The sequence below is a fragment of the Vitreoscilla massiliensis genome (assembly GCF_001457815.1).
In the GTDB taxonomy this organism is placed as follows: domain Bacteria; phylum Pseudomonadota; class Gammaproteobacteria; order Burkholderiales; family Neisseriaceae; genus Vitreoscilla; species Vitreoscilla massiliensis.
In genome coordinates this window covers 1-14,031 of sequence record NZ_LN898215.1, presented here as the reverse complement: position 1 = coordinate 14,031, position 14,031 = coordinate 1, and the positions used below count along the sequence as shown (strand labels likewise).

Genomic DNA, 14,031 nt, shown 5'->3' with positions numbered 1-14,031 from the left:
CACATAAAGACTGTGCGCAACAAGCAAAAAGCCGCTGTTGTGTAACAGCGGCTTGCTTCATATCAGGTCATTACAGACGGCTGATGCGTACCTTATCTATGCTGCGTTCTTGCAAAGACAGCACTTCAAAACGCAAACCGGCGCGCTCTACCACCATGCCGACATGCGGCAAACTCTCGGCCTCGTACAACATCAAGCCGGCGACATTGACATAGCTGGCATCGTCGTCGACCAAATCGCTCACGCCCAATTGCAATTCCAATTGGTACACGTCGAGCGAGCCTTTGGCGATGTAATGCGTGTCATCAACTTTAATCAAGTCCAAGCTTTCATCGGCATCGGGGAATTCACCGGCGATGGCTTCAAACACGTCCAAAGGCGTGACCAAACCGCTGACCGAACCAAACTCATCCGTGACCATCACCAATGAGCCTTTGGCCTGACGCAAACTCGGTATCGCGTCCAAGACTTTCATGCCTTCAAACACGCTTACCGGTTTGGCAGCGGCCTGTAACAAGGCTTGCAGCGCGGCTTCGTCGTCGAGCACATCGAGCAAGTCTTTGGCCTTGGCCACGGTCACCAAATGGTCTAAATCACCACGACACACCGGAAACAAGCTGTGTGGCACGGCCATCACCACCTCGCGCATGTGCGCCGCGCCTTTGTCCAAATCCACCCACGAAATGTGGTTGCGTGGCGTCATGATGCTGGCAACTGAGCGTTCGCCCAAGGTCAATACCCCGCCTATCATATAGCGCTCTTCCACCACAAAATCGGCTTTGTCCGCTTCTTTGGCGATGGCTTCGGTTTCGGTGCTGGTTTTGCCGCCCATGATGCGCATCACCGCTTCAGTGGTGCGCAAACGGCGTGGAATGCGCGCTTGGTGTTTGGCCTGATTGCGCGACGAAACTTGGTTAAACGCTTCAATCAAGATGGCAAAACCCATGGCCGCATACAAATAGCCTTTAGGAATGTGGAAACCCAAGCCTTCGGCTATCAAGCTAAAACCAATCATCAACAAAAAGCTCAAGCACAACACCACCACAGTCGGGTGGGCGTTCACAAACTTGGTCAACGGCTTAGACGCAATCAACATAATGGTCACGGCCACAATCACTGCCGCCATCATCACATAAATATTGTCGACCATGCCCACCGCGGTAATTACCGCGTCGAGTGAGAATACGGCATCGAGCACCACGATTTGCGCCACCACCGCACCAAATGCGGCATAAGCAGCATTGGAGGTGTGGGCGTGTGGTTTGCCTTCCATGTTTTCATGCAATTCGGACACGGCTTTGTAAACCAAGAACAGGCCACCAAACAGCAAAATCAAATCACGGCCGGAGAAATCCAAACCAGCGACGTTAAACAGCGGATTGGTCAAAGCCATCAGCCATGAAATCACCGATAACAGTGCCAAACGCATGATCAGCGCCAAAGACAGACCGATGACACGGGCTTTGTCGCGTTGTTCAGGAGGGAGTTTGTCCGCCAAGATGGCGATGAAGACCAGATTGTCGATACCAAGCACCACTTCCAACACCACCAAGGTGATGAAACCGGCCCAGATATTGGGGTCTAGCAGAAATTCCATTATTGAGCCCTCCAAGCGGCCTGAACAGGCACAGGGTCAATCATGAGCGATACAATAGAAACAGCAAACAGATGGGTGAAAGTCGAAGTAAGAGTCAAACGCTTCGGCGAGGGGTCCATATTAACCTTATGTTGTGAAAAGTGCGCATAGTTTCGCCAAAACCCCAAGTGTAATCAATCGGTTTTAAAATTCATTAAAATTTCTAAACAAAATTTAGCAATACTGTATATTTAATCCGCGCTTTTGGAGACATACCGTAGGATGTTTTCAGCCTATGCAACGCCATCGGTGTTCACAGACCTTGGCTGTCATGCCCTAAGCTTCTTACAAGGGGAGATACCACCAAGCGCTGCGCTGCCATTACCCACATTCAAATGGCCAGCAATACCATTACCAACACCAACGCCTATTACCAGAATACCAACACCGGATTAATGCGGCCTGTAAATCGTGTTTGCACACCCAAACCACCCTAAGCCCTAGTACCGTTCGGTAAACAGCGCGTGTGTTCGCTCACATTCCCCGCGACTGCGATTGGCGCTTCAGGTAAAATAGCCGCTACATTTTCCGCATTGCACCATAATGAATATTTTTTACGAAGAATCCGGCCAATTCAAACTTGCCAGCATCGTTCAAAAAAACGACAGCACTTACCAAGTGGATACCCAGTTTGGCAAACGCACCAAAATCAAAACCAATCATGTGTTGTTAGAATTTGATGGCGACATGGCGGCGTTTATGCAACAGGCTGAGGCTTACCGTGATGAAATCGACACCGATTTGTTGTGGGAAGTGAGCGGCGAAGCCGAATTCAGCGCCGAAGACAGCGCTACCGAGTATTTTGGCGGCACGCCAAGCAAAAGCCAAATCGCTGGTACTTATCTGGCCTTGTATGCCGCGCCAGCGTATTTCTACAAAAAAGCCAAGGGCGTGTTCAAAGCCGCACCGGAAGAAACCTTGAAACAGGCTTTGGCCGCCATCGAGCGCAAAAAGCAACAAGATGCGCAAATGACTGCATGGGCAGAAGCCTTACAACAAGGCCTATTGCCCGACGAAATTGCCGCCGACATCAAAACCATTTTGTTTGCCCCCGACAAACAAACCCTCACTTACAAAGCCTATGCCTTGGCCGCCGAACAAAGCAAAAAGAACTTTTTGCAATTGGCCGAACATGTGGGCGCGGTGAAATCCATCCCACAATACTTACAGGACGGCTTTGAGTTTGAATTTTTCAAACACGGTACGGGTTTTGCCGACATTGCTGTGCCTGAGTTGCCGAATCAATTGCCTGTCGCTGCCGGTGTGAACGCGTTTTCAATCGACGATGCCGACACCACCGAAATCGACGACGCCTTATCGGTACAGCATTTGGACGGTGGCGCGGTGCGCGTCGGTATCCACATAGCCGCCCCGAGCGCGGTGATTGCACCCGACAGCGCCATGGAAAAAGTGGTGTTCCAACGCCTGTCTACCGTGTATTTCCCTGGCAATAAAATCACCATGTTGCCTGACAATTGGTGTGCCGCATTCAGCTTGGATGTAGGAGCGGTGCGCCCTGCATTGAGCATTTATTTTGATGTCAGCAGCGATTGGCAAATTGCCTTGCACAGCACGGTATTGGAACAAGTGCATGTCGATGCCAATTTGCGCATCCAAGACATCGAACCCTTGTTCAACCATGAACACGGCACAGATTTGGCAGCCGATGGCAGCGAGACTTTTGCCCACCAACACGACATGGTGTATTTGCTACAATTGGCGATTGAATTGCAAAAACAACGCGGCAAATACGACCCAACTCGCCCAACCCAATACGATTACAGCATAGACTTAAGCGACGATGGCCAAGTGAGCATCGCCAAACGCGAACGCGGTGCACCGATTGATACCTTGGTGTCGGAAATGATGATTCTGGCCAATTCGACTTGGGCGAAAATGCTGCACGAAGGCGAACGCGCGGCAATATACCGCGTGCAACCGGCCGGCAAAGTGCGCATGAGCACACAATCGGAAGCGCACATCGGCATGGGCGTGGAACACTATGCTTGGTGTACCTCACCGCTGCGCCGCGCCACCGACTATTTCAACCAACGCCAATTGTTAAGCCTGATAGAGCCCGAGCATTTCGAGCCGCGTTTTGCCATGCAATCGAGCGATGTGTTTGCGTTAATGCGTGATTTTGACACCACTTACAGTGCGTATGCCGATTTTCAGCGCAAAATGGAAAGCTATTGGAGCTTGGTCTACATCCAACAACAAGGCTTGCGCCATTTGAAAGCGGTGGTATTGAAAGAAGATTTGGTGCGCATCGATGGCCTGCCTTTGGTCAGCCGTGCCGTTGGCGTGCCGGTGTGCATGCCGCGTTCACGCGCTTGGCTCAACATCACCGGCGTGCAATTGCCTCAACAGTCCATCAGCTTGAATTTCAATAAATTCATCCACAGCGTCGAAGACGAAGTCGAACCGGCTTGATGTGGATAAGTTTTGTATAAGTCTGGGATAAATGCGGGATTAATTCTGCATAAGTGATGTCAATGCGGCCTGTAAACCTCTGACAGTGTTTACAGGCCGCATTCTTACCTATAACGCTGCGTCACCTTATCCACAAGCAGCCATCACATACCACTGTGGATAAGTCTGAACTGAGCAGCGCTTAAGAGCAAACTTGTAGGTAAGCAGGCGTCACCGTCGCTACCACGTCCAACTCCACCGTTGCATTTTTTGGCAATTGGTAAACGCCGACCGACGTGCGCGTGTGCGCTCCCGCCTCGCCCAAAATATCAAACAACAAATCCGAAGCGCCATCGGCCACCTCACTTTGTTGGGTAAAGTCTTCGCCGCTTTGCACATACACATTGATGCGCAAGATGCGGGCGATGGCATCCAAACTGCCCAGCTCTTGCCGCAACAGCGTCAACGCACGCAGCACACACAGCTTGGCCGCATACTGCGCCTGTTCCACATTCACCTCCACGCCAGCGCGACCTGTTACCACCACTTTGTTCAACACACGCGGAATCTGCCCGCTCACATACACTTGTGCGCCCTCGCGCAATACCGGCACATAATGCCCACCAATTTGAATGGCAGCGTCGGTATCAAACCCCAACGACGCTGCCCATGCCATCAATTTTTGTTCTCGACTCATCTTGTTCTCTGCCTGATTAAAATGGTGCACAAAAGCGGCCTGTAAATCTTTTTCCATGTTTACAGGCCGCTTCATCTATTTGCTGCCCGCCCTCATTATCAACATTGCCAAGCCAACAGCGCCAACCTCTATACAGCATTCCTTACCCACCATCGTCACGCCATTCTTCCTCTTGCTGCAACAGCCACAGAAAATAATCCGCATACTCATCCCAAGCATCGTATTCGTCTGCCCCGAGCACGGCCAAATCGGGTGCTTGCACCGCATCCAAGCAACGCACGCGTGGCTTTTGCTGAGTATTCAATACCAACAAACTTTCATCAGGCTCAGCCAACACCAGATATTCATGCGGCAAGTGAATCAGTTTTCTCAGCAGCAAAGTCTGATTGACCATGGTATGGGGATCATCCGACAGTTCAATGCCATAGTGCCAAATCCCGCCAACGGCCGCATACGAGCTAAAGCGGCTGATTTGTTTGTAGTCTTCCGGCAAAGTCACGCCCAATACGCGCTCAATTTCCGCCAACGTGGCCTCACCGCACGGCACATCTCGCCAGTCATCACCACTGCTTGCCAATAAATCTTCATACCATTGTTGCAGCGCTGTGATGGTAAGCATCCATCAATCTCCTGTTATCCATGCACGGTTTTGTCAGCGGCCACTGCAATGTCGGCCTGCATGAGTAAACCACCTGAGTTAGGTTATAATGCCTGTTCCCAGAGGTTTATGGCACCCACCCTCTTTAAAAAACCATGGTCTGTGGCGTGCCATGCACAGATGAAAGCACAAGATGAGCAGCAGAAGCGCCCAAGAACTCGATGGCTTAACCCTGTTAGGCAATCAACACACCCACTATCCGAACGAATACCAACCCAGCGTGCTCGAAGCCGTGCCCAATTTACACGCCGCACGCGACTATTTCGTCAAATTCAACTGCCCCGAATTCACCAGCCTGTGCCCCTTAACCGGCCAACCGGATTTCGCCACCATTTACATCTCTTACATCCCCGATGAAAAACTGGTCGAAAGCAAATCCTTGAAACTGTATTTGTTCAGCTTTCGCAATCACGGCGATTTTCACGAAGACTGCATCAACAAAATCATGCTCGATTTGATTGCGCTGCTCCAGCCGCGCTACATCGAAGTGTGGGGCAAATTCACCCCACGCGGCGGCCTGTCGATAGACCCATATTGCAATTACGGTCGTCCCGATAGCAAATACGAACACATGGCCGAACAACGCCTGTTCGGCCACGACTTATACCCCGAAAAAATCGACAACCGTTAAGCGTTTGTGAGCATAGAAAAAAGTGGCCTGTAAATGATTTACAGGCCGCTTTTTTACCCACATGCATAACATTGCTTATGATTACTCCTTAAGCAGTTGCATTAAATGCAGGGTGATAAGTCACCTCGCCAATCGGAATATCATCTTGAAAAGCCAATGCCATAAAATACTCTGCCGGCACATCGGCCAATCGCAATTGTGGCTCAGTTTTGAAACCAAAGCGTTGATAATATTCAGGCTCGCCCAAGACCACACAACCTGCCGCACCCAAGGTTTGCAATGTATTTAAAGCGGCCTGTATCAAAGCCTTGCCTATGCCTTGTTGTTGGCTAGCCGGCAAGACTGCCACCGGCCCCAAGCCATACCAATGCACACTGCCATCGCTGATGCTCACCGGCGATGCCGCCACATGCCCAACGATATTGCCGGCTTCTATTGCCACCAGCGATACTGTCAACGCATGTGCCTCACGCAAAGCGTGCACAATGTATTGTTCGGTATGTGAACTGTGTGCGGCCTGTAAAAAGGCGGTGCTTACCACTGCCTCTATGGCTGCGATATCGGCGCTCTGTTCTGTACGTATCTGCATATTGATGACCTTTGTGCTGAATATTAACGCCTATTGGTTTTTATTTTAGGACAATTTCAGCAATCTATGTATCCGTGTTAATAGCGGCCTGTAAACACATTTCCCTCGCCATCATCAATAGCCATTCCACCCTCCCATCACTGTGTAAAATTAAGGTAATTCATCTAAACAAGGTGGTGATGCCCGCCCACTTTTGCTTAAGATACCCTCCATTATCGCTCTATTGGGTTCATGATGAAGGCATTCACACTCTCAAACCTATGCTGGCTCAGTCTCTTGGCCTTGGTCGCTTGCTCCGACGCACAAGACCAAGCAGCTCCCGCTGCCACAGCAACACACGCAAGCAGTGCCGCCTCAAGCGCATCTGCCCACAGCACTTCAAGCACAACCACGTTGGCCATCCCCCACATTCCCGCCATCGTCATTCCTGACTTTATCGGCGTGACCGAGCAACAATTGCAATTTGAACAAGCGATGCCAGTGGCTTTAAAAAACGTCGCCGGCATCAAAGTCTATCCCGCCCGTTGTGACCAGCAGCAATTGATTAACAGCAATGGCAGCATCAGCCAATACAGCTCAGACCATGCCACCCAAATCAACCAACAAGGCGTGCTCAGCGTTAACAAAGACGGTTCTGGCACCTCAACCGATGCGAATATGACCATGGAAGTCCAGGCCGATGGTTCCGGCACCGTGGTCAGCAAATCAAGCGATGACGCCAGTGGTATCACCCTCACCGTCAACGCCGATGGCTCCGGCACTTATGTCGGCCCCGAGGGCACGATGACCATAGACGGCCAAGGCGGTGGCACTTGGGTAGGCAAACTGGGCAGCATCACCATCAATGCCGATGGCTCAGGCACATGGACGGGCGAGCAAGAGGTGGTGGAAATTCAAGCCAATGGCGCTGGCAATTGGACCGGCTCACAAATGCAAACCAATTTGGGCGATGGTACCGGCACAGTCGGGCCAGATGAAAAACCGGTCAAAATGGCACCTTGGCCATTGGTACCTAAAGTGGGCAAACTTCCTTTACTTAACAAACTGCACATGCCTGGCCAAGTCTGCGGCTACATCATCAGCTTGGACGATCAAGTATTGTTCGATTTTGACCAAGCGCAGATACGCGCTGATGCCGCCAATATATTGAAGCAATTGGCCACAGCCCTTAAACAAATCAACGCCGCTGGCATCGAAATTCGCGGTCATACTGACAGCAAAGGCAGCGATGCCTACAACCAAACCCTGTCTGAAAACCGCGCCCAAGCCGTGCTCAAAGCCTTACAACAACAAACGCCATTAAACAACATCCAAGCCCACGGCTTTGGAGAATCCCTGCCCGTTGTTCCCAATGAAGTCGATGGCAAAGACAGCCCCAGCAACCGCCAACTCAACCGCCGCGTCGAAATTTTCGTGCGCACCAGTTGAGCATTCTTTTCAAAACAATCTAACTAAAGCGGCCTGTAAGGATGCTACAGGCCGCATGTATGATTTGAAGTATTTCACAGAACCCATACTGCTACAGCAAACATGCATGAGCATCTGAGTGGTTGAGTTTGAGTGCTTTAAGGTAAGCAACTGATGAATTACAAGCGGCCTGTAAGTGTTTACAGGCCGCTTCTAAGTACTTAGTGATGTATCTGTAGATTCAATGTTGTTACAGCAAGCGTGTATGAGTATATGAGTTGTTGGGTCTAGTCAGTTGTGAATTTGTTTGATTGCTGATATTTGTGATTGCAGCAAAACTTACAGGTCGCTTGTATCTGATCTATTGCTGGCTATTGTGCTGTTTTAGTTTGGTGCCTGAAATGAATAAAGCCCTGATGCATTGCATCAGGGCTTTAGAATGGGGAGTTTGGCGGTGACCTACTTTCACATGGGTAATCCACACTATCATCGGCGCTAAATCGTTTCACGGTCCTGTTCGGGATGGGAAGGCGTGGGACCAACTTGCTATGGCCGCCAAACAAAAAGGGTATTAGAAAGCCGTTTTGTGAAGCGTCTTTGGACTGTTTTCACAAGGTTCGCTTTTTGTAAGTCGCGTATTATGCGCCTTACGTAAACTTAAATCAACAGGTAATGAATTGTATGCTTATTGTAGTAAGCTTCATCATTCGAAGTTCTTCAAATGATAGAGTCAAGCCTCACGAGCAATTAGTATGAGTTAGCTTCAAGCGTTACCGCTCTTCCACACCTCACCTATCAACGTCCTGGTCTCGAACGACTCTTTAGTGTGGTTAAACCACAAGGGAAGTCTCATCTTCAGGCGAGTTTCACGCTTAGATGCTTTCAGCGTTTATCTCTTCCGAACTTAGCTACCCGGCTATGCCACTGGCGTGACAACCGGTACACCAGAGGTTCGTCCACTCCGGTCCTCTCGTACTAGGAGCAGCCCCCGTCAAACTTCCAACGCCCACTGCAGATAGGGACCAAACTGTCTCACGACGTTTTAAACCCAGCTCACGTACCACTTTAAATGGCGAACAGCCATACCCTTGGGACCGACTACAGCCCCAGGATGTGATGAGCCGACATCGAGGTGCCAAACTCCGCCGTCGATATGAACTCTTGGGCGGAATCAGCCTGTTATCCCCGGAGTACCTTTTATCCGTTGAGCGATGGCCCTTCCATACAGAACCACCGGATCACTATGTCCTGCTTTCGCACCTGCTCGACTTGTGGGTCTCGCAGTTAAGCTACCTTTTGCCATTGCACTATCAGTCCGATTTCCGACCGGACCTAGGTAACCTTCGAACTCCTCCGTTACTCTTTGGGAGGAGACCGCCCCAGTCAAACTGCCTACCATGCACGGTCCCCGATCCGGATAACGGATCTGGGTTAGAACCTCAAAGTCACCAGGGTGGTATTTCAAGGACGGCTCCACAGAAACTAGCGTCTCTGCTTCAAAGCCTCCCACCTATCCTACACAAGTGACTTCAAAGTCCAATGCAAAGCTACAGTAAAGGTTCACGGGGTCTTTCCGTCTAGCAGCGGGTAGATTGCATCTTCACAACCACTTCAACTTCGCTGAGTCTCGGGAGGAGACAGTGTGGCCATCGTTACGCCATTCGTGCGGGTCGGAACTTACCCGACAAGGAATTTCGCTACCTTAGGACCGTTATAGTTACGGCCGCCGTTTACTGGGGCTTCGATCCGATGCTTGCACATCTTCAATTAACCTTCCAGCACCGGGCAGGCGTCACACCCTATACGTCCACTTTCGTGTTAGCAGAGTGCTGTGTTTTTAATAAACAGTCGCAGCCACCTATTCTCTGCGGCCCCACATCGCTTACGGAGTAAATCCTTAACGTTATGGGGCATACCTTCTCCCGAAGTTACGGTATCAATTTGCCGAGTTCCTTCTCCCGAGTTCTCTCAAGCGCCTTAGAATTCTCATCCTGCCCACCTGTGTCGGTTTGCGGTACGGTTCGATTTAAGCTGAAGCTTAGTGGCTTTTCCTGGAAGCGTGGTATTGGTCACTTCAGTTCCGTAGAACCTCGTTATCACTTCTCGGTGTTAATGAATTCCCGGATTTGCCTAAGAATTCCACCTACCGGCTTGAACAAACTATTCCAACAGTTTGCTGACCTAACCTTCTCCGTCCCCACATCGCACTTAAATCAAGTACAGGAATATTAACCTGTTTCCCATCGACTACGCATCTCTGCCTCGCCTTAGGGGCCGACTCACCCTACGCCGATGAACGTTGCGTAGGAAACCTTGGGCTTTCGGCGAGGGGGCTTTTCACCCCCTTTATCGCTACTCATGTCAACATTCGCACTTCTGATACCTCCAGCATGCTTCACAACACACCTTCGCAGGCCTACAGAACGCTCCCCTACCACATACGCTTACGCGCACATCCGCAGCTTCGGTTATAGATTTGAGCCCCGTTACATCTTCCGCGCAAGACGACTCGACTAGTGAGCTATTACGCTTTCTTTAAATGATGGCTGCTTCTAAGCCAACATCCTAGCTGTCTGGGCCTTCTCACTTCGTTTACCACTTAATCTATCATTTGGGACCTTAGCTGGCGGTCTGGGTTGTTTCCCTCTTGACACCGGACGTTAGCACCCGATGTCTGTCTCCCGAGGAATCACTTGATGGTATTCTTAGTTTGCCATGGGTTGGTAAGTTGCAATAACCCCCTAGCCATAACAGTGCTTTACCCCCATCAGTGTACCTCGAGGCACTACCTAAATAGTTTTCGGGGAGAACCAGCTATCTCCGAGTTTGTTTAGCCTTTCACCCCTATCCACAGCTCATCCCCTAATTTTGCAACATTAGTGGGTTCGGACCTCCATTACCTGTTACGGCAACTTCATCCTGGCCATGGATAGATCACTCGGTTTCGGGTCTACGCCCAGCAACTAATCGCCCTATTAAGACTCGATTTCTCTACGCCTCCCCTATTCGGTTAAGCTCGCTACTGAACGTAAGTCGTTGACCCATTATACAAAAGGTACGCAGTCACGGAACAAGTCCGCTCCCACTGTTTGTATGCATCAGGTTTCAGGTTCTATTTCACTCCCCTCCCGGGGTTCTTTTCGCCTTTCCCTCACGGTACTGGTTCACTATCGGTCGATGATGAGTATTTAGCCTTGGAGGATGGTCCCCCCATATTCAGACAGGATTTCTCGTGTCCCGCCCTACTTGTCGTTAGCTTAGTACCTTAATTGAGATTTCGAATACGCGACTATCACGCTCTATGGTCATACTTTCCAGAATGTTCTTCTATCTCGACTAATATCACTAACAGGCTTTTCCGTGTTCGCTCGCCACTACTTACGGAATCTCGGTTGATTTCTTTTCCTCTGGGTACTTAGATGGTTCAGTTCTCCAGGTTCGCTTCTCTAGACCTATGTATTCAGTCTAGGATACTCAATAAATTGAGTGGGTTTCCCCATTCGGACATCGCGGGATCAAAGCTTTATTGCCAGCTCCCCCACGCTTTTCGCAGGCTTACACGTCCTTCTTCGCCTATCATCGCCAAGGCATCCACCTGATGCACTTATTCACTTGACTCTATCATTTCAAGAACCTCTGACTTTGTTTAACTGGACAGTTGACGTGTCTTCCTTAAACTTGATTCTCTCTTACAATAAAGCTTACTACTTGGTTGTTACGATTAACGCCTTTTGAATTCGTTAATCGCAGATACAATCATCACCCAAATTACTGTGTTATTTAAGCGGCCTGTAAAGGCTGACTTACGTCTTGCTTAAACAACAACATTGTCTTTTGTTTGTTGATTTCGGCTTTCTAATTTTTTAAAGATCAATGCGTTGCTTTTTATGTGTTTCGCTTTGTACTGCTTATCCGCTCACACGCTTCGCAAATCAAAGACGACTAGTATACCATTTCCTTATTAACAAGGAAACAAATAACAGCCGCAGCTGTTAATCTTCTTTGATTTGCAAAGTTACTACAGCAGTCAGTGGTGGAGGCAAACGGGATCGAACCGATGACCCCCTGCTTGCAAAGCAGGTGCTCTACCAACTGAGCTATGCCCCCTCTGATGTATTGATACTTCGTTGCTCAGTCGCTCACATACATAAGTATGCTTCGCTTCTTCTCGCCTCGTCTGAATACATCATACTCAGCTAACTCCGTACCAACCACAACCATCACCTATAAGTCTTACTTAATAAGTGGTGGGTCTGGGAGGACTTGAACCTCCGACCCCACGCTTATCAAGCGTGTGCTCTAACCAGCTGAGCTACAAACCCAGGTCGTTGCTGTTTCTTCTTGCATCTTCATTTCAGTTTACCGATAAGTGTGAATGCGTCAAGCCTCTTCTATCTCTAGAAAGGAGGTGATCCAGCCGCAGGTTCCCCTACGGCTACCTTGTTACGACTTCACCCCAGTCATGAAGCATACCGTGGTAAGCGGACTCCTTACGGTTATCCTACCTACTTCTGGTATCCCCCACTCCCATGGTGTGACGGGCGGTGTGTACAAGACCCGGGAACGTATTCACCGCAGTATGCTGACCTGCGATTACTAGCGATTCCGACTTCACGCACTCGAGTTGCAGAGTGCGATCCGGACTACGATCGGCTTTATGAGATTGGCTCCACCTCGCGGCTTGGCTACCCTCTGTACCGACCATTGTATGACGTGTGAAGCCCTGGTCATAAGGGCCATGAGGACTTGACGTCATCCCCACCTTCCTCCGGTTTGTCACCGGCAGTCTCATTAGAGTGCTCAACTGAATGGTAGCAACTAATGACAAGGGTTGCGCTCGTTGCGGGACTTAACCCAACATCTCACGACACGAGCTGACGACAGCCATGCAGCACCTGTGTTACGGTTCCCGAAGGCACTCCTCCGTCTCTGGAGGATTCCGCACATGTCAAGACCAGGTAAGGTTCTTCGCGTTGCATCGAATTAATCCACATCATCCACCGCTTGTGCGGGTCCCCGTCAATTCCTTTGAGTTTTAATCTTGCGACCGTACTCCCCAGGCGGTCAATTTCACGCGTTAGCTACGCTACCAAGAGCTTTTAATCTCCCAACAGCTAATTGACATCGTTTAGGGCGTGGACTACCAGGGTATCTAATCCTGTTTGCTACCCACGCTTTCGAGCATGAGCGTCAGTGTTATCCCAGGGGGCTGCCTTCGCCATCGGTATTCCTCCACATCTCTACGCATTTCACTGCTACACGTGGAATTCTACCCCCCTCTGACACACTCTAGTTATCCAGTTTCAAATGCACGTCCCAAGTTGAGCTCGGGGCTTTCACACCTGACTTAAATAACCGCCTGCGCTCGCTTTACGCCCAGTAATTCCGATTAACGCTTGCACCCTACGTATTACCGCGGCTGCTGGCACGTAGTTAGCCGGTGCTTATTCTTTAGGTACCGTCATGACTCATTGGTATTATCAACAAGCTTTTCTTCCCTAACAAAAGTACTTTACAACCCGAAGGCCTTCTTCATACACGCGGCATGGCTGGATCAGGGTTCCCCCCATTGTCCAAAATTCCCCACTGCTGCCTCCCGTAGGAGTCTGGGCCGTGTCTCAGTCCCAGTGTGGCGGATCATCCTCTCAGACCCGCTACTGATCGTCGCCTTGGTAGGCTTTTACCCCACCAACTAGCTAATCAGACATCGGCCGCTCAAATAACGCAAGGTCCGAAGATCCCCTGCTTTCCCCCTTAGGGCGTATGCGGTATTAGCCACTCTTTCGAGTAGTTATCCCCCATTACTTGGTACGTTCCGATGTATTACTCACCCGTTCGCCACTCGCCATCAGGTGCAAGCACCCATGCTGCCGTTCGACTTGCATGTGTAAAGCATGCCGCCAGCGTTCAATCTGAGCCAGGATCAAACTCTTATGTTTAATCTCTAAGCTAATATAACTTCTGGTCTGCTTCTCAAAAGAAAAGAACGAGAAATGATTAA

At 50.0% G+C, this 14,031-nt stretch carries 7 protein-coding genes, 2 tRNA genes and 3 rRNA genes; 3 read left to right on the top strand and 9 right to left on the bottom strand.

Translation table 11 applies throughout. The features are described from left to right. Window positions 1-70 precede the first annotated feature (70 nt). Window positions 71-1,597: a TerC family protein gene (locus tag BN3003_RS00100; RefSeq protein WP_058304712.1), complete on the bottom strand. Its 1,527-nt coding sequence runs from the start codon at window positions 1,595-1,597 to the stop codon at window positions 71-73. A gap of 582 nt (window positions 1,598-2,179) precedes the next feature. On the opposite strand from BN3003_RS00100, the gene BN3003_RS00095 reads away from it, so the two are divergent. Next, on the top strand, window positions 2,180-4,069 hold the full coding sequence (locus BN3003_RS00095) for a ribonuclease catalytic domain-containing protein (RefSeq protein WP_058304711.1): 1,890 nt from the start codon (window positions 2,180-2,182) through the stop codon (window positions 4,067-4,069). Window positions 4,070-4,250: 181 nt separating this feature from the next. Here the strand turns inward: BN3003_RS00095 and BN3003_RS00090 are convergent, their stop codons facing one another. Continuing rightward, entirely contained in the window at window positions 4,251-4,802 is a 552-nt protein-coding gene (locus BN3003_RS00090) for a RidA family protein (protein ID WP_234332973.1), read from the bottom strand. Window positions 4,803-4,887: 85 nt separating this feature from the next. Continuing rightward, window positions 4,888-5,364 carry an SMI1/KNR4 family protein gene (locus BN3003_RS00085; RefSeq protein ID WP_058304710.1) on the bottom strand — a complete coding sequence of 159 codons (477 nt, stop codon included), beginning with the start codon at window positions 5,362-5,364 and terminating at the stop codon, window positions 4,888-4,890. A gap of 172 nt (window positions 5,365-5,536) precedes the next feature. Here BN3003_RS00085 and queF point away from each other — a divergent pair, with 172 nt between their 5' ends. Beyond that, on the top strand, window positions 5,537-6,034 hold the full coding sequence (gene queF, locus BN3003_RS00080) for a preQ(1) synthase (RefSeq protein ID WP_058304709.1): 498 nt from the start codon (window positions 5,537-5,539) through the stop codon (window positions 6,032-6,034). Between the two features lie 88 nt (window positions 6,035-6,122). Here queF and BN3003_RS00075 read toward each other — a convergent pair whose 3' ends face one another. Continuing rightward, the gene (locus BN3003_RS00075; RefSeq protein ID WP_187119832.1) at window positions 6,123-6,623 is read right to left on the bottom strand and encodes a GNAT family N-acetyltransferase; all 501 of its coding nucleotides are present in this window, start codon (window positions 6,621-6,623) and stop codon (window positions 6,123-6,125) included. 231 nt (window positions 6,624-6,854) lie between these two features. Here BN3003_RS00075 and BN3003_RS00065 point away from each other — a divergent pair, with 231 nt between their 5' ends. Further along, a complete protein-coding gene (locus BN3003_RS00065) occupies window positions 6,855-8,051 on the top strand; it encodes an OmpA family protein (RefSeq protein ID WP_082625469.1) in 1,197 nt (398 codons plus the stop codon). A 425-nt stretch (window positions 8,052-8,476) separates the two neighbouring features. Here BN3003_RS00065 and rrf read toward each other — a convergent pair. The 5 genes from rrf to BN3003_RS00040 form a co-directional block, all read right to left on the bottom strand. Continuing rightward, window positions 8,477-8,590: ribosomal RNA gene (gene rrf, locus BN3003_RS00060) — 5S ribosomal RNA — on the bottom strand. Window positions 8,591-8,756: 166 nt separating this feature from the next. Beyond that, window positions 8,757-11,648, bottom strand: a 23S ribosomal RNA gene (locus BN3003_RS00055). 413 nt (window positions 11,649-12,061) lie between these two features. After that, window positions 12,062-12,137: transfer RNA gene (locus BN3003_RS00050), tRNA-Ala, on the bottom strand. A 138-nt stretch (window positions 12,138-12,275) separates the two neighbouring features. Further along, window positions 12,276-12,352: transfer RNA gene (locus BN3003_RS00045), tRNA-Ile, on the bottom strand. Between the two features lie 79 nt (window positions 12,353-12,431). Then, window positions 12,432-13,969, bottom strand: a 16S ribosomal RNA gene (locus tag BN3003_RS00040). Together the 16S, 23S and 5S rRNA genes with 2 tRNA genes alongside form the textbook arrangement of a ribosomal RNA operon. Window positions 13,970-14,031 lie beyond the last annotated feature (62 nt).

Bases quoted from the DNA above. Each gene is read 5' to 3' on its own strand.
- BN3003_RS00075 (WP_187119832.1), bottom strand. From the start codon at position 6,623: ATGCAGATACGTACAGAACAGAGCGCCGATATCGCAGCCATAGAGGCA.
- BN3003_RS00090 (WP_234332973.1), bottom strand. From the start codon at position 4,802: ATGGAAAAAGATTTACAGGCCGCTTTTGTGCACCATTTTAATCAGGCA.
- BN3003_RS00095 (WP_058304711.1), top strand. From the start codon at position 2,180: ATGAATATTTTTTACGAAGAATCCGGCCAATTCAAACTTGCCAGCATC.
- BN3003_RS00085 (WP_058304710.1), bottom strand. From the start codon at position 5,364: ATGCTTACCATCACAGCGCTGCAACAATGGTATGAAGATTTATTGGCA.
- BN3003_RS00065 (WP_082625469.1), top strand. From the start codon at position 6,855: ATGATGAAGGCATTCACACTCTCAAACCTATGCTGGCTCAGTCTCTTG.
- BN3003_RS00100 (WP_058304712.1), bottom strand. From the start codon at position 1,597: ATGGAATTTCTGCTAGACCCCAATATCTGGGCCGGTTTCATCACCTTG.
- queF (WP_058304709.1), top strand. From the start codon at position 5,537: ATGAGCAGCAGAAGCGCCCAAGAACTCGATGGCTTAACCCTGTTAGGC.